This window comes from Halopseudomonas sp. (assembly GCF_038130085.1).
Taxonomy (GTDB): domain Bacteria; phylum Pseudomonadota; class Gammaproteobacteria; order Pseudomonadales; family Pseudomonadaceae; genus Halopseudomonas.
Genome location: NZ_JAYPMU010000006.1, coordinates 1 through 15,815, shown reverse-complemented (window position 1 = coordinate 15,815; position 15,815 = coordinate 1). Strand labels below are relative to the sequence as shown.

General features: G+C 61.3%; 18 protein-coding genes. 6 read left to right on the top strand and 12 right to left on the bottom strand.

Annotated elements, in window-relative coordinates; translation table 11 throughout:
• Window positions 1–28: 28 nt before the first annotated feature.
• From AAFM31_RS06185 to AAFM31_RS06150, 8 genes are read right to left on the bottom strand one after another with little or no spacing between them, the layout of a single operon-like run.
• The gene (locus AAFM31_RS06185; RefSeq protein ID WP_341707194.1) at window positions 29–946 is read right to left on the bottom strand and encodes a septal ring lytic transglycosylase RlpA family protein; all 918 of its coding nucleotides are present in this window, start codon (window positions 944–946) and stop codon (window positions 29–31) included.
• On the bottom strand, window positions 946–1,929 hold the full coding sequence (mltB, locus tag AAFM31_RS06180; RefSeq protein ID WP_341707192.1) for a lytic murein transglycosylase B: 984 nt from the start codon (window positions 1,927–1,929) through the stop codon (window positions 946–948). The genes AAFM31_RS06185 and mltB overlap by 1 nt, the downstream gene beginning before the upstream one ends.
• A gap of 50 nt (window positions 1,930–1,979) precedes the next feature.
• On the bottom strand, window positions 1,980–3,113 hold the full coding sequence (gene rodA, locus AAFM31_RS06175) for a rod shape-determining protein RodA (protein ID WP_341707029.1): 1,134 nt from the start codon (window positions 3,111–3,113) through the stop codon (window positions 1,980–1,982).
• Window positions 3,110–4,993 carry a penicillin-binding protein 2 gene (gene mrdA, locus AAFM31_RS06170; protein WP_341707028.1) on the bottom strand — a complete coding sequence of 628 codons (1,884 nt, stop codon included), beginning with the start codon at window positions 4,991–4,993 and terminating at the stop codon, window positions 3,110–3,112. The genes rodA and mrdA overlap by 4 nt, the downstream gene beginning before the upstream one ends.
• Before the next feature lie 3 nt (window positions 4,994–4,996).
• A complete protein-coding gene (gene rlmH, locus AAFM31_RS06165; RefSeq protein ID WP_341707027.1) occupies window positions 4,997–5,464 on the bottom strand; it encodes a 23S rRNA (pseudouridine(1915)-N(3))-methyltransferase RlmH in 468 nt (155 codons plus the stop codon).
• A 6-nt stretch (window positions 5,465–5,470) separates the two neighbouring features.
• Window positions 5,471–5,827 (bottom strand): ribosome silencing factor, encoded by a 357-nt coding sequence (gene rsfS, locus AAFM31_RS06160; protein WP_088273476.1) that lies wholly within the window; start codon window positions 5,825–5,827, stop codon window positions 5,471–5,473.
• An 8-nt stretch (window positions 5,828–5,835) separates the two neighbouring features.
• Window positions 5,836–6,474, bottom strand: coding sequence for a nicotinate-nucleotide adenylyltransferase (gene nadD / locus AAFM31_RS06155; RefSeq protein WP_371833021.1), 639 nt, complete (start codon window positions 6,472–6,474; stop codon window positions 5,836–5,838).
• Between the two features lie 10 nt (window positions 6,475–6,484).
• On the bottom strand, window positions 6,485–7,750 hold the full coding sequence (locus tag AAFM31_RS06150; RefSeq protein ID WP_341707026.1) for a glutamate-5-semialdehyde dehydrogenase: 1,266 nt from the start codon (window positions 7,748–7,750) through the stop codon (window positions 6,485–6,487).
• 123 nt (window positions 7,751–7,873) lie between these two features.
• On the opposite strand from AAFM31_RS06150, the gene AAFM31_RS06145 reads away from it, so the two are divergent.
• Both AAFM31_RS06145 and AAFM31_RS06140 read left to right on the top strand, forming a co-directional pair.
• Window positions 7,874–8,617: a DNA-3-methyladenine glycosylase gene (locus tag AAFM31_RS06145; RefSeq protein WP_341707025.1), complete on the top strand. Its 744-nt coding sequence runs from the start codon at window positions 7,874–7,876 to the stop codon at window positions 8,615–8,617.
• Window positions 8,602–9,810 carry a DedA family protein gene (locus AAFM31_RS06140; protein WP_341707024.1) on the top strand — a complete coding sequence of 403 codons (1,209 nt, stop codon included), beginning with the start codon at window positions 8,602–8,604 and terminating at the stop codon, window positions 9,808–9,810. Before AAFM31_RS06145 ends, AAFM31_RS06140 begins: the two co-directional genes overlap by 16 nt.
• Window positions 9,811–9,816: 6 nt before the next feature.
• Here AAFM31_RS06140 and AAFM31_RS06135 read toward each other — a convergent pair whose 3' ends face one another.
• Window positions 9,817–10,401, bottom strand: a complete 585-nt coding sequence (locus tag AAFM31_RS06135) for an LON peptidase substrate-binding domain-containing protein (protein ID WP_341707023.1) — start codon at window positions 10,399–10,401, stop codon at window positions 9,817–9,819.
• A 208-nt stretch (window positions 10,402–10,609) separates the two neighbouring features.
• Here AAFM31_RS06135 and AAFM31_RS06130 point away from each other — a divergent pair, with 208 nt between their 5' ends.
• A complete protein-coding gene (locus AAFM31_RS06130) occupies window positions 10,610–11,065 on the top strand; it encodes a MaoC family dehydratase (protein ID WP_341707022.1) in 456 nt (151 codons plus the stop codon).
• A 36-nt stretch (window positions 11,066–11,101) separates the two neighbouring features.
• Here AAFM31_RS06130 and AAFM31_RS06125 read toward each other — a convergent pair whose 3' ends face one another.
• Window positions 11,102–11,704: a flavin prenyltransferase UbiX gene (locus tag AAFM31_RS06125; protein ID WP_341707021.1), complete on the bottom strand. Its 603-nt coding sequence runs from the start codon at window positions 11,702–11,704 to the stop codon at window positions 11,102–11,104.
• Window positions 11,697–13,058 (bottom strand): UDP-N-acetylmuramate:L-alanyl-gamma-D-glutamyl-meso-diaminopimelate ligase, encoded by a 1,362-nt coding sequence (gene mpl, locus AAFM31_RS06120; protein ID WP_341707020.1) that lies wholly within the window; start codon window positions 13,056–13,058, stop codon window positions 11,697–11,699. The genes AAFM31_RS06125 and mpl overlap by 8 nt, the downstream gene beginning before the upstream one ends.
• A gap of 512 nt (window positions 13,059–13,570) precedes the next feature.
• On the opposite strand from mpl, the gene AAFM31_RS06115 reads away from it, so the two are divergent.
• From AAFM31_RS06115 to AAFM31_RS06105, 3 genes are all read left to right on the top strand, one after another.
• Window positions 13,571–14,017 carry a GNAT family N-acetyltransferase gene (locus tag AAFM31_RS06115; protein WP_341707019.1) on the top strand — a complete coding sequence of 149 codons (447 nt, stop codon included), beginning with the start codon at window positions 13,571–13,573 and terminating at the stop codon, window positions 14,015–14,017.
• A 186-nt stretch (window positions 14,018–14,203) separates the two neighbouring features.
• Complete coding sequence (gene ppa, locus AAFM31_RS06110; protein ID WP_341707018.1) at window positions 14,204–14,731, top strand: inorganic diphosphatase; 528 nt, start codon at window positions 14,204–14,206, stop codon at window positions 14,729–14,731.
• A 68-nt stretch (window positions 14,732–14,799) separates the two neighbouring features.
• Entirely contained in the window at window positions 14,800–15,582 is a 783-nt protein-coding gene (locus tag AAFM31_RS06105) for a methyltransferase domain-containing protein (protein WP_341707017.1), read from the top strand.
• Here the strand turns inward: AAFM31_RS06105 and AAFM31_RS06100 are convergent.
• On the bottom strand, window positions 15,579–15,815 hold a 237-nt coding region (locus AAFM31_RS06100), incomplete at its 5' end, for a diguanylate cyclase domain-containing protein (protein WP_341707016.1). The genes AAFM31_RS06105 and AAFM31_RS06100 overlap by 4 nt on opposite strands.

Genomic DNA, 15,815 nt, shown 5'->3' with positions numbered 1-15,815 from the left:
GTGGGTTGCGTTTCCGCGGGTACAAAAATCAGTTGGCGGTGACCAGTGCCGGTGTTCCGAGGTTGGCCACGCGCAGGGTTTCCATCATTCGTCGAGCTTCATCCTGGCTACTCAGAGGCCCGACCCGAACCCGGTGCAGGGTACGGGAATCGACCTGAACCGGGCTGACCCGGACATTGCTGCCGACTACGCCCATCACGCGCTGACGCAACGCCTGGGCAGCCTGATCGGACGAGAATGCGCCAACCTGCAGGTAATAACCGCCAGCCTGCACATTCTCGACCGGCTCCGGAGGCAGCGCAGCCATCACAGGCGCGTCGGCAACAGCCTCTCGGGTCACCAGATAATTCGGATTGTTCTGCTGCTGCCAGGCCACCGGATCAATGCCCTCAACCCGCACGCGCGCCGTGCCCTGATCTGCGTAGCCCAATTTCTTCGCGGCGGCGAAGGACAAATCGATGATGCGATCAGAGTAAAACGGCCCACGGTCGTTGACTCGAACAATGATTTTGCGACCGTTCTGCAGGTTGGTGACCTGCACATAGGTCGGCAACGGCAGCGTCTTGTGCGCAGCCGTCATGCCATAGAGATCGTAGACCTCGCCATTGGCGGTGTGCTGCCCGTGAAACTTGGTGCCGTACCAGGAGGCGACCCCCTCTTCACGGTAGCTGCGGCCGTCCTGCATCGGATGATAACGCTGCCCAAGGACGGTGTAGGGCGAAGCCTTGTAGGCGCCGGTATGCGGCGTCGGGATTGCATCGGGAATCAGCGACACATCCTGCATGTAACTCGGCGGGCCATCATGCAGCGGGCGAGCGCCAGCAGTCGAAGCGGGCGCGCTAGCGGTACTGGACGACGGACCGCTCTGCGGCGTCGATGAGCAGGCGGCCAACAACGCCAGGCCGCCGAGCAGCAGATAGCGCATGGATGTCTGGGCAATCGGCATCATTCGGGCCTGGCCTCACGTAACAGGTCTGCGAGTTGATGTACCACCATGGCATACATGACGCTGCGGTTGTAGCGGGTGATGACGTACAGGTTGTTCAGACCCACCCAGTACTGCATTCGTTCCCCGGCATCGAACTCAAAAGCCATGACATCTTGATCGTCCGCCAGCGTGGCGCTCGGTGTCCAGCCCAATGCCTTGAGCTCGGCAACAGTCTGGCGCGCTTCCAGACCACGGGGCTCAGTCAAACCGTCGCGAAAACGCTCGCCCGTGACCTGTGCTTCGACAGCCACCTCGGCACCATGCGTCCAGCCATGCTGATGGAAATAGTTGGCAACACTGCCGATCGCATCAACCGGGTTGTTCCAGATGTCGACTTTGCCGTCGCCGTCAAAGTCGACGGCATAGGCCTGATAGCTGGACGGGATGAATTGCCCGAAGCCCATGGCGCCTGCGTAGGAGCCTTTGAGACTGAGCGGGTCAATCTGCTGCTCGCGCGTCAGCACCATATAGCTCATCAGCTGTTTGCGGAAAAAGTCGGCGCGCGGCGGATAGTCAAAGCCCAGGGTCGCCAGAGCGTCGAGTACGCGATAGGAGCCCATGTTGCGGCCATAGAAGGTTTCCACGCCGATGATCGCCAGAATGACTTCCGGTTCGACGCCGTATTCCTGCTCGGCACGTGCCAGGGTGTCGGCATGCTCAGCCCAGAACGCGAGACCGCGTTCAATACGCTGATCGGTAATAAAGATCGCCCGATACTCGTGCCATGGTTTGACCCGCTCGGCCGGCCGCGAGATCGCCTTGATGATGTTGTCCTGATGCACCGCCTGATCCAGCAGGGCCTGCACGTGCTCGGCACTGAAGCCATGCTCACTCTGCATCTGCTGAACGAAGTCAGGCACACCCGGGTGTTCCGGGCCATAATCAGCGGCCTGTGCCGCGAGACTGCTGACACCGAAAGCGGCCGCCAGCGTAGTAAGCATGAAGCGCGAAGCCACGGCCGAACGGGCGCGGCGAAACAGCGAAGATACGATCAAGTTTGTGCCATCCATTTCTTGTGCGTCTGGATCGACATGAGGATGCCGAAGCCCAGCAACAGGGTCACCAATGAGGTCCCCCCATAGCTGATGAACGGCAGCGGCACCCCCACCACCGGCAGCAGACCGCTGACCATGCCGATGTTGACGAAAACATATACGAAAAAGGTCAAGGTGATACTACCTGCCAGCAGTTTGCAGAATGCATCCTGTGCTTGCAATGTGATGACCATGCCACGGGCGATGACCAGCAGATAGACGCCCAGCAGCAGGCAAACACCGACCATGCCAAACTCTTCAGCCAGAACCGCGATAATGAAATCGGTATGCCCTTCCGGCAGAAAATCCAGGTGCGATTGGGTGCCCTGCAACCAGCCTTTGCCGAATACCCCACCGGAGCCTATCGCTGCCTTGGACTGGATGATGTTCCAACCCGAGCCCAGCGGATCGCTTTCCGGATTAAGAAAGGTCAGCACCCGCTGCTTCTGGTAAGGGTGCATGACGAAGTACCACATTCCGGCGGCGGCAGGTGCCAGCGCCAGCAACGCACCAACGATATAGCGCCAGCGCAGACCAGCCAATAGCAAGGCAAACACACCCGAGGCGGCGATCAGCAGCGAGGTGCCGAGGTCCGGCTGCTTGAGAATCAGCAGCGTCGGCAAAAAGATGATAGCCAGCGTGACCACAACGTACTTGAAGCTCGGTGGCAGATTTCGCCGCCCCAGATACCAGGCCACACTCATCGGCATCACCAGCTTCATGATCTCTGACGGCTGAAAGCGGGTCACGCCAGGAATCGTCAGCCAGCGTTGCGCGCCCTTGGCTTCGGTACCAAACAGCAGTACCGCAGCAAGCAACAGGGTGCCGCCGAGATAGGCAAGCGGCACCCAGCGCTGCATGAAACGTGGCTGGAACTGCGCAACCACGATCATCGCCGAGATACCCACAGCAAAATACGCCATTTGCCGCACGACCATCGCCATGCTCTTGCCACTGGCGGAATAGAGCACGAATGCATCGACCGTCGCCAAAGCAAGAATCAGCAGCAGCAGCCAAGGGTCGATATGAATACGCATCCAGATCGACTCGCGCCGACGCAGGCCGTGACTGGATACCGGAATGGACTTCATTGCGCACTCTCCTGTGCGGCTGCCGGCTCTTCCTGCTGCCGCGCCTCAAGGCGCGGCACTACCCAGGCGTCGAATACCGCGCGCACTACCGGGCCGGCGACGCGGCCGCCGCCCTCGCCGTTCTCAACCAGCGCCGCTACCGCGATCATCGGGTTTTCGGTTGGCGCAAAGCCAACGAACAGCGCATGGTCTCGATGTCTTTCACGCAGGGCCGCCGAGTCATAACGCTCGCCTTGGGCGATGGCAACTACTTGAGCGGTGCCGCTCTTGCCGGCCATGTTGTAAGTCGCTCCGGCCGCCGCCGCACGAGCGGTGCCATGCGGCGACTGCATCACATCCTGCATGGCCTGGGTGATGAAGTCCCAGTCGGCAGGATTGCGCAGTTGAATATTTGGCGGCGTGTCGGACTCATCCGGCAACACACCTTCGGCCTCCTTGAGCAGGCGCGGTCGGTGCCAGACCCCGCGACTGGCAATCAGCGCAGTGGCCTGAGCCAACTGCAACGGCGTCGCCAGCATGTACCCCTGACCGATACCGGCGATCAATGTCTCCCCCGGATACCAGGGCTGGCGGTACTTGGTGCGCTTCCAGGAGCTGGACGGCATCAAACCAGACGCCTCTTCGTACATATCGATCGACACCCGCTGGCCGATGCCGAACTGACTCATGAAATCATGCATCCGATCGATGCCCAGCTTGTTGGCCAGATCGTAGAAGTAGGTGTCGTTGGAACGGGCTACTGCGTAGGACATATCCACCCAGCCGTCGCCGGAGCGGTTCCAGTTGCGGTATTTGTGGCTGACATTCGGCAACTGATAGAAACCGGGGTCGTAGACGCGGCTGGTGCGGGTGACCACACCGGCATCGAGACCGGCCAAGGCGACGATCGGCTTGATCGTCGAACCCGGCGGATACTGGCCGCGCAGCACGCGGTTGAACAACGGCTGATCGAGCGAGTCCCGCAGCGCGCCGTAATCGGCATAGCTGATACCGGTCACGAACAGGTTGGGGTCAAAACCGGGCTTGCTGACGAAGGCAAGCACGCCCCCGGTGTGCGGATCAATCGCGACAACGGCGCCACGACGCTCGCCCAGGGCCTCTTCAGCCACCTGCTGCAGTTTGACGTCCAGCTCCAGCGTCAGATCGTTACCGGGAATCGGATCGGTGCGGTCGAGTACGCGCAACACCCGCCCACGCGCATTGGTTTCCACTTCCTCGTAGCCGACAGTGCCATGCAGCAACTGTTCGTAGTAGCGTTCGATACCGGTCTTGCCGATGTAGTGCGTGCCCGCGTAGGCCACCGGATCGATCGATTTGAGCTCCTGCTCATTGATACGCCCGACATAACCCAACGCGTGGGCGAAGTGATCGGCATACGGGTAATAGCGAACAAAGCTCGCCTGCACCTCAACGCCCGGCAGACGAAACTGGTTGATGGCGATACGGGCAATCTGTTCCTGAGTCAGCTCGAACATCACCGGCACCGACTCAAAGGGGCGGCGCGCCTGCGACAGGCGACGCTCGGCCTGCGCGGTGTCTTCGTCGCTGAGTTCAAGCAAGGACTTGAGCAACTCGAAGGTGGCCGGCAGATCTTCCACGCGGTCGCGGGTGATGGTCAGACTGAAACTCGGCCGGTTCTCCGCCAGTACCACGCCGTTACGGTCGTAGATGCGACCACGAGTCGGCGGGATGGGCTGAACGTGAACCCGGTTATTCTCCGACAGGGTCGAGTGATACTCGTACTGGGTCACCTGCAGGTAGTACATGCGCGCGATCAACGCGCCAACCAGACCCAGAATGAACACCGCAGCCAGAATCAGGCGACGCTGGACGATGCGGGCATCATTGTTGTGGTCTTTCAGGTGAATCGGCTTGGCCATGAATCACTTGTGGTAAGGATGACGATTGAGAATGGTCCAGGCCCGGTACAACTGTTCAGCCAGCAGAATGCGCACCAGCGGGTGCGGCAGCGTCAGCGGTGACAGCGACCAACGCTGATCGCTGCGTGCGGCAACCTCCTCGGCCAGCCCTTCGGGACCACCCACCATGAGGTTCACATTGCGCGCATCCAGCCGCCAGCTCTCGAGCTGCTCGGCCAGCGTCTCGGTAGACCAGGCGCGACCATTGACCTCCAGAGTGACAATACGTTCCCCTGGCTGCACCGCGGCCAGCATCTGTTCGCCCTCGCGGCGCATCAGGCGCGCCACATCGGCGTTCTTGCCGCGGGTCGCCAGCGGGATCTCAACGAGCTCCAGCGGCAGATCCGGAGGCATGCGCTTGGCGTATTCCTGGTAGCCGTCCTCGACCCAGCGCGGCATCCGTGACGCCACGCTGATCAGGCGAATGCGCAAGGTCGCTTACTCCGTCGGCTGATGCTGGGCCCGACGCGATTCAGCGCTCTGCCACAGGCGCTCAAGGTCATAGAACTCGCGGGTAGCCGGCTGCATGATGTGGACGACCACATCGGCCAGGTCGACCAGTACCCACTCGCCAGACTCCTTGCCTTCAACACCCATCGGCTGACGACCGGCGTCCTTGGCTTTTTCGACCACGTTGTCGGCCAGCGCCTTGACCTGACGGTTGGAAGAACCGCTGGCGATGATCATGTAGTCGGTAACGCTGGTGTGTTCGCGCACATCGATTTTCACGATGTCTTTGGCCTTCAGCTCTTCGAGCGCGTCGACCACCAGCTGAACCAGTTCTTCAATCTGCATGTAGATTTTCAATCCTCAATAGAGGGCCGATACAGCCCTTCGTTTTCAATATAGTCAAGCACCGCATCCGGCAACAGAAAGCGCGGCGACGCGCCATTGCCTACCAGCGTGCGAATATGAGTAGCCGAGATTGCCAGCGGAGTCTGCGACAGGCAGATGATCTGCCCATGGCTGCGCTCTGGCTGGTCTACGCTGCGCGCGGCCAGCAGGTCCTTGAGCACTTCCGGTACTTCCAGGTCGTAATCGGGGCGCTGCAGAACGACCAGATTGGCCAACTCCAGCAGCGACTCCCAGCGGTGCCAACTCGGCAGCCCGCAGAAGGCATCCCAGCCCAGCACCATGAACAGGGCTACGTCCGACCCCAGTTCCTGGCGCAGCGATTCAAGTGTTTCCACCGTGTAAGACGGCCGCTCGCGTTGCAGCTCACGGTCATCCACCAACAAGCCGCTACCCTGCCCTGCCGCCAGTTCAACCATCCGCAGGCGCTGTTCGGCGGTCGCTCCCGGCACATCTCGATGTGGCGGACGCGCACTCGGGATAAGCCTCAGCTCATCCAGCTGCAACTGCTCGCACACTTCAACCGCGCTGCGCAAATGCCCGAAGTGTACCGGGTCAAAGGTGCCGCCGAGCAGACCAACACGGCGCATCAGCGGCAGCTCACTGACGGATATGGCCGTCACCGAACACCACGTACTTCTCGCTGGTCAGACCTTCCAGACCGACCGGGCCCCGGGCATGAATCTTGTCGGTAGAAATACCGATCTCCGCACCTAGGCCGTACTCAAAGCCATCAGCAAACCGCGTCGAGGCATTGATCATCACCGAGCTGGAATCCACTTCGGCAATGAAGCGGCGGGCCCGGGTGTAATCCTCAGAAACCATCGCATCGGTGTGCTGCGAGCTGTAGGTGTTGATGTGTTCAATTGCGGCGTCCATGTCGGCAACCACACGAATCGACAGAATCGGTGCCAGATACTCGGTCGACCAGTCTTCCTCGCTGGCAGCAATGGCCTCCGGCAACAGTGTGCAGGTGACCGGGCAGCCACGCAGCTCTACGCCCTTGGCCGCGTATAGCGGCGCAACTCGGGGCAGGAACTCCGCGGCGACAGTCTCGTTGACCAACAGAGTCTCCATCGCGTTGCAGACGCCGTAACGGTGGGTCTTGGCGTTGATGACGATGGCTTCGGCCTTGGCGAAATCGGCTCGATCATCGACGTAGACGTGGCAAATACCGTCCAGATGTTTGATCACGGGCACGCGCGCGTCTTTGCTGATGCGCTCGATCAGGCCCTTGCCGCCGCGCGGCACGATTACGTCGACGTAGTCGGGCATGGTAATCAGCGCACCAACGGCAGCGCGATCGGTGGTTTCCACCACCTGCACCACCTCGTTGGGCAGACCCGCTGCCGCCAGCCCTTCACGCAGACACTCGGCAATAGCACGATTGGAATGGATGGACTCGGAGCCGCCACGCAGGATGCAGGCGTTGCCGGATTTAAGGCAAAGACTGGCCGCCTCGACGGTGACGTTCGGGCGCGACTCATAGATGATGCCGATCACACCCAGCGGCACGCGCATCTTGCCGACCTGAATACCCGACGGCAGGAATTTCATATCACGAATGGCGCCCACCGGGTCGGGCAGCGCTGCGACCTGGCGCAAACCCTCAACCATGCTGGCCAGACGGGCCGGCGTCAGCGCCAGGCGGTCCAGCATCGCGTCATCCAGACCGTTATCACGACCGGCCTGCAGATCCAGCTCATTGGCCGCAACCAGACGTTCGGCAGCCGCTTCAATCGCCTCAGCGGTCGCCAGCAGGGCAGCATTCTTGACGGCGGTTGGGGTGCGGGCGATCACACGCGATGCTTTGCGGGCCTTTTGCCCCAGCTCGGTCATGTATATCGCTACCTGTTCAACGCTCATGCTGTCACCTGCCACCTGTTTGACCAAATGCGGCATTATAGCGGGCTCGCCATTGGCTTGACAGCGCCGCCTGCGGTCGCTGTGCAATTCAATGTGTCATCCAACGCCTGCTACCATGAGCCCATGCCCGACACCTGCACCCGCACATCTGCCCCGACCCCGTTGCCAGAGCGCTTCTTTCAGCGAGACGCCCGTGAGCTGGCGGTTGCGCTGCTGGGCAAAGTGATTCGCCGGCGGATCGGCAACCAGTGGCTCGCGGCACGCATCATAGAGACCGAGGCCTACCTGAAGGAAGAACGCGGCAGTCACGCCTCACTCGGTTTTACCGAGGCCCGTCGGGCCCTGTTCATGGACCCTGGCACCATTTACATGTACTACGCCCGCGGCGGCGACTCGATGAACTGCAGCGCGCTGGGTGCAGGTTGCGGCGTGCTGCTGAAATCCGGGCATCCGGTCGTCGACGCCATCAGCCCGCCCAGCAGCCTTGCTCGCATGCAGCAACTCAACCCGCAGCGCAATGGTCTGCCCCGCCCTCCAGAGCGCCTGTGCGCCGGACAAACGCTGCTGTGCCGATCGCTGAATATCCGGGTACCGGACTGGAACGCGCAACAATTTGACCCCGCCTCGCTGCTGATTGAGGACGACGGCTACCATCCGAAGCAGGTGATTCGCGCTGCGCGCCTGGGCATTCCCCAGGGCCGCGACGAGCACCTGCCCTATCGCTGGGTCGACGCCGCCTACGCGGCTCAATGCACACGCAACCCGCTGGGCCGCACACGACAGCCCGGGCAGGACTATTTTCTGCTAGAACACAGCGCTGCATTGCGCTCTGCCATCAGTGGAGGTGAGCCATGCTCGCAGGGCTGACCGACTGGCTCGCCAGCCACCAACAGTGGCTGGGCATCGCCATCTTTCTGGTATCGCTGACCGAATCGCTGGCCGTCGCCGGACTGGTGGTACCCGGTGTGTTCCTGCTGTTTGCCATCTCCGCGCTCGCAGCGGGCGCCGGCGTATCGCTGACGGAAGCCATTGCCTGGGCCTTTGCCGGGGCGGTCATCGGCGATCTGCTCAGCTTTGCCCTGGGCCGCTGGTTCCATCAGGACATTCGCCGCATCCCGCTATTCCAGCGCAATCCGCAGTGGATTGATCGCGGTGAGCGCTTCTTCCGTCGCTACGGATGGCTGAGCGTTGTATTGGGGCGCTTCATTGGCCCTATCCGACCGATCATTCCGATGATTGCCGGCATGTTCGATATGCCAGCCTGGCGCTTTGTCGCCATCAACGTCCTGTCCGCACTGGCCTGGGCGCCGGCGTACCTGATCCCTGGCTACACCGCCGGCCATGCGGCGCACTGGGAGGTGCCACCACTGTTCTGGAGCCAAGCACTGAATCTCGCTGCGGGCGCGGCAATCGTATTGGGTGGGGGGCTGTACCTGCTGCGCTGGCAGCAACGCTGGAGCCCACTGGCTGCTGCCGGGCTTTGCCTGCTGGCACTGCTGGTACTGACACTGCACCAGCATACTCTCGCGGTATTCAGCAGCACCTTGATCGACAGCCGCGCCTACTTGCAGCTGCCGGGTCTACCGGCACTGACCATGCCTCAACCCGAAATCTTACTACTGCTCTTGCCAGTCCCCCTGAGCCTGCTGCTGGCCGGGCGCTGGGGCGCAACCAGCCTGTTTGCCCTGGCACTGCCACTGACATTCGGCTTGAGCTGGCTGACTGAGGCATCCACGGTGAACACTATCGCAGCACTGATCACGGCGGCGCTGGGGGTCATCATCGTACTGTGCAATCGGGGGCAGTCGTTCTGGGCGCGGGCCAGCTGGCTGCTCTACCCTTTGCCGCTGCTGGCCTTGCTGGACAGCAATTTATTGCTCCAGCAGATTGCCAGCCCGATGGCGATGCTCAGCAGCTTGCTCTGCGCCAGCAGCGCTGTGCTCCTGGCCAGCTGGCTGACTCAACGGGGCGGCCCGCTCGCACCGCTGCCCCCACTACCGCGTCTGCTGATCGCACTCTGGCCCTACCTGATTGCCGGCTGGTTGTTGCTGAACGCCTGATGAGCGTCAGGCCTGCATCTGCGCGAGCCAGTCACCAATCCGGTCGAGCCGCTCCAGCGGCGGGGTCATCGCCAGCAGCGCTGTTTTCTGCTCCAGGCTGAGCGGCAGCAAGTAGCCCAGCTGCCACGCCAACGCCTGCTGACTCCCGTCGACTGGCGGCAGCTGCAGATTGCTGACCAGCGGGTGCTCCAGCAAAGCCGCATGCAAGGCGAGCAGTTCGTCGTGCTCGCTCTCCAGCGGCGAGTCAACAGCCTCGGGCAACCACTGCGCCGCAGCCGTTACCAGCCCGTCCGTGGCCACTTCAACCTGACCAAGCCGCGCCCGCCGGTGCCCTTCAACACGAATACCCAGCAGGCCGTTATCGCGCTGCTGCCAGTCGATGATCCGTGCCTCGCAGCCAATGGCGCTGAAACGCAAATTACTGGAACCCACCTCGGAGCCTTCCTCCAGCCCGACCACGACAAAGCCCTGCTGGTGCCGAAAACAGCGGCTGACCATATCGATATAGCGCGCCTCGAAGATCTGCAGATCCAGATAGCAACCCGGCATCAATACGGTCTTGAGTGGAAAAAGTGCGATCTGCTCGCTCACGGAAATCCCCTTGTCATTCACTGCGGCGCAACATAGCCTGCAGACAGGTGGTCGAATCATTCAGCAAACCTATGGAAGCAAGGCTTGCATTGACCTCCGCCCGCCCCACTTGCAACCATGCCTGCGAACTTTATTTCCCTGCGGCAGGGTAGCAACAATGCCTGGGGCGAGCACCCACACCCTCACAATAAGAGTCACGGAGAGCACGATGAAAGCCATTCCCGTTTCTGAACTTACTTCCCTGATCGGCAAGGACATGGGTCACTCTGACTGGTTGCAAATCGACCAGGAGCGCGTCAACCAGTTCGCCGAGTGCACTGGCGACCACCAGTTCATCCACATTGATGAAGAAAAGGCCAAGCTGACTCCGTTCGGCGGCACCATCGCCCACGGCTTCCTGTCCCTGTCGCTGCTGCCGGCCCTGTCCGAAGGCCTGATGCCGCGTCCGGAAGGTCTAAAAATGGCCGTCAACTACGGCATGGACAGTCTGCGTTTCATCCAGCCGGTTCGCGTCGGTTCACGCGTGCGCCTGCACACCACCATCATTGACGTCACCGAGAAGAATCCGGGCCAGTGGCTGATGAAAGCCCGCAACACGCTGGAAATCGAAGGCGTGGACAAGCCCGCGTTCATTTCCGAAGGCCTGTCGCTGTACTTCGTCTGATCCGAAGTTTGGCTGCGGCCTCAGCGCCGCAGCCTGCTACTCACCCCAGCGCGGGATCAGCGCCTGCTCCATCCCCAGCTGCCCCAAAATTCGCGCCACCACAAAATCGACCAGATCATCAATCGACTGCGGCTTATGATAGAAGCCGGGACTGGCCGGCAAGATGACCGCGCCCATCTGACTCAGCTTGAGCATGTTTTCCAGATGAATACTGGAGAATGGCGTCTCGCGCGGCACCAAAATCAGCTTACGCCGCTCTTTCAGTGCCACGTCCGCAGCCCGCTCGATCAAGTTATTGCTGGCCCCGGTCGCAATCGCCGACAGCGTGCCCGTCGAGCACGGACACACCACCATCGATGCAGGCGCGCCGCTGCCTGAAGCCACTGGCGCCATCCAGTCCTGCTTGCCGTAAACACGAATTTGCCCCTCTGCCGCTTTAAACTGCTCGGTCAGATACTGCTGCAGCGCCTGTGGTTTAGGGGGCAGCTGCCATTCGGTTTCCGTCGCCACGACCAGCTGCGCCGCCTGCGAAATCAGAAACGAGACCTCCACACCGGCCTCGACCAGACAGCCAAGCAATCGCATCGCGTACTGAACCCCGGACGCCCCGGTAACCGCCAGCGTGACTCGTTCAGCCATGACGCGCCTCCAATGCCTGAATCAGACGCTGATGAATGCCGCCAAAACCGCCGTTACTCATCACCACTACCCGCGTCTGCGGCGTTGCTGCCGCCACCACTTGCTCAACTATCGCATCCAGATCACTGGCCACCTGCGCCGGCACCGGGCTATCTGCCACGACACCGTCAAGCGACCAGTCCAGACCGCCTGGCTGATACCAGAACACCCGTGACGCATCACTTACACTGGCCGGCAACGCTGCCATGTGACTGCCGAGCCGCATGGTGTTGGAACGCGGCTCGATCACCGCGATGAGCTGCGCATCGCCAATCTGCGCGCGCAGGCCAGCCAGCGTGGTGGCAATGGCGGTCGGGTGATGGGCAAAGTCGTCATACACGGTAATGCCATTGATCTCGGCCAGTTTTTCCATCCGCCGCTTGGCATTGCGGAACCCCGCCAGCGAAGCAATTCCCTGCGCTGGCGTCACGCCAACGTGGCGCGCCGCCGCCAGAGCCGAGAGTGCATTAGCCACGCTGTGCTGGCCGGTCTGCTGCCACTCGGCCACACCCTGCAACTCGCCATCAAGCCAGACCTCAAAGCGCGAGCCGTCGTCGCTGAGCAGCCGCGCCTGCCAATTTCCGTCTGCGCCGGTGGTCTGGCACGGCGTCCAGCAGCCCATATTGATAACCCGCTGCAACGCTTCATCCTGCGCCGGATGAATAATCAGACCGGAGGCCGGGACGGTGCGCACCAGATGGTGGAACTGCCGCTCAATGGCAGCCAGATCAGGGAAGATATCCGCATGGTCAAACTCCAGATTGTTCAGCACTGCCGTGCGCGGGCGGTAGTGAACGAATTTGGAACGTTTATCGAAAAAGGCGCTGTCGTACTCGTCAGCCTCGACGACGAAGAATGGCGTATCGCCAAGACGCGCCGAGATCCCGAAATTCTGCGGCACCCCGCCAATCAAAAATCCAGGTGACATGCCCGCATCTTCCAGCAACCAGGCCAGCAGGCTGGAGGTTGATGTCTTGCCATGAGTACCGGCCACCGCCAGTACCCAGCGATCCTGCAGCACATGTCGCGCCAGCCACTCGGGGCCGGACATGTAAGGCATGCCCTGGTCGAGCATGTACTCCACCGCCGGGTTGCCGCGGGCCATGGCATTACCGACGATCACCAAATCCGGGGCTGGCTGCAGATGCTCAGGATGGTAGCCCTCCTGCAAGGCAATTCCCTGCTCGCTCAACTGGGTGCTCATCGGCGGATAAACGTTGGCATCCGAGCCACTGACCTGATGGCCAAGCTCACGCGCCAGCAAGGCCAGCGAGCCCATGAACGTACCGCAGATGCCGAGAATATGGAGGTGCATGTCGGGTCCTTTGTGCCACTCATATAGGTATGACCCGCCGCAGCGGCGGGCAATCTGATTCGGTCGGCGACGCAAGCAGGCAGGCTTGAGCCACACACCGGGCGATACTAGCATGCCCCGTCAAACCGCCTGACAGGGACAGGAACAGTTCGCGTGCAACCTGCCAGCCCGCACTGCCCGCTCCCCGCCCGGATACACAAGCTGCCCCGCCAGCGCCAAACCGGATCACTTCGATCACATTTCTTTGCCGGAGTTCGCAGCACCGGAACCCAGACCCACTTAAACCGGGGCGCGAGGCGAAATCACATGCACAAGCCAAACGACAGACGGTCGCTAAAAAACCCAGTCATTTCACATCTCGCGCCCATACTGAAAGCAAAAGCCGTCTGGCCCGAGGCTCTGACGGTATTTTTTGGCCGCGCGATTGCAGATTCACAAGCGCTGGTGCAGGATGCATGTAATGACCACCCAAAACCTGCCAGCCATTTCATGACCATGATTGGGGTATTCGTATGCGCATAGTTCAGGCCGATATTGATCATCTTGATGAAGTGACACCTCTCTTCATCAAGTACCGGGAATATTACGGCCAGCCGCCGCTGCCAGAGGCTTCGCGCCGTTTTCTGGAGGCACGTCTGGTGCACGAGCAGGCAATCATTCTGGTAGCCGAGGACGATGACAGCGGCAAGGCGCTCGGCTTCTGTCAGTTCATTCCCAGTTTCTCAGCCCTGACGCTCGCTGCCAGCTGGGTACTCAAAGGCATCTATGTCACCGAGGACGCGCGCCGCCAACTGGTTGCCGACAAGCTGATAAATCACGCCAAAACCATGGCCCGCGAGGCAGGCGTCAAGCGCATGACCGTAATGACCGGCGAAGAGAACATGGCCGCGCAGAGCCTTTACCGCTCGCTGGGCTTCTCCAACGACCACGACTTCATGTACTTCGCGCTGAAACTCTGACAAGTTGCGCCGCCTTGCCCTTGTTTGGCCGGGCGGCGCCTTGGTTTGACTGCCAAGTTAGACCCGCTTCGGCATCAATCGGCAATACGCAACTACGACCAAGGTTCACCCTGTTTTTACTTGGTATCAGACGGCGATGCGCCTATAATGCCGGCCAGTTTTCAACTATGGCCCCTCAGGTAACCCATGAGCTACGACAAGATCCCCGCCGGCAAAGACATTCCCAACGACATCTACGTCGCCATCGAAATCCCAGCCAACCACGCGCCGATCAAGTACGAGATCGACAAGGACAGCAGCACTCTGTTTGTTGACCGCTTCATGGCGACCCCGATGTTCTACCCGGCCAACTACGGCTACATCCCGAACACACTGGCTGACGACGGCGACCCGCTGGACGTGCTGGTTGTAACCCCGCACCCGGTCGCTCCGGGCTCCGTCATTCGCTCCCGCCCGGTTGGCGTTCTGCATATGACTGACGATGGCGGCGGAGATGCCAAACTGATCGCTGTTCCGCACGACAAGCTGAGCGTGCTGTACCGCGACATCAAGGAATACACCGACCTGCCGGAACTGCTGATCCAGCAAATCCAGCACTTCTTCGAGAACTACAAAGATCTCGAAGCCGGCAAGTGGGTCAAGATCGACCGCTGGGGCGGCGCTGAAGAAGCCCGTGCGGAAATCGTCAAGGCTGTAAACGCTTACCAAAAATAAGCGTTTCGCCCCGCTAAAAAGCCGGCCACAAGCTGGCTTTTTTTATGCCTGCACGGCAGAGTCTCGCCATGACTGACCGCTACTTCGACCATCTGGGCGCCCGCTTCGCCCAACGCATTTACGACAGCCCCAAGGGCGCCATTCGCCTGGCCGTACTGCAACGCGACCTGCAGCAATGGCTGCCAGCGCTGCTGCACTCAGAATCACCGCTGCGTATTCTCGATATCGGCGCCGGGCTGGGCCAGATCAGCCTCTGGCTGGCCGGCCTCGGCCATCAGGTGACCGTAGCCGAACCCTCCGAAGCCATGCTCGATGCTGCCCGCGAGCGCATCAACGCCAGCAATCCCGCGCTGCCCGCCCGCTACCTGCAGGCCCCGCTGCAGGAACTGGCTGCGCAGGGTGAACGCTACGACCTGGTGGTCTGTCATGCTGTACTGGAGTGGCTGGCCGATCCCGCGCAGGCGCTGCAGCAACTGGCCTCACTGCTGCAGCCAGACGGCGCGCTGTCGCTGGCCTTCTACAACCGCGACGCGCTGATCTACAAAAACCTGGTAAAGGGACAGTTCAAGAAGCTGCGCAAGCGGCCGCTGTCCGGGCAGGGTAAAAGCGGACTGACGCCGCAGCAACCCATTGATCCGCGCGATGCCGCGCATTGGAGCGCGGCAGCCGGCCTGGATTGCCTGGCCACAAGTGGCGTGAGGGTATTCTATGACTACATGCCCGAGCCGTTCTGCAGCAACAGCAGCCTGGAGGATCTGGTCGAATACGAGCTGCGCTACAGCCAGCACCCGGCGTATCAGCACTTGGGGCGCTACCTGCACTGGTGGTTGCGACCGGCCACACAGGGCTAGCCGCGTACAACCCGATTGCGCCCCTCATTCTTGGCCCGATACAGGGCAGCATCTGCGCGCTCAATGAGGTTCTGCCCGCCAGGCTCAATGCTCTGAGCGTCCGCCAGCGCCGTACCCAGACTGATCGTCACATCCAGCGGGCCATCCTCCAATTCGAACACATGCTGGCAAAAGCTCTCGCGCAGGCGCTCGGCAATCATATCGAGCTCCCCCTGCGTCTGCACCAACGCCAA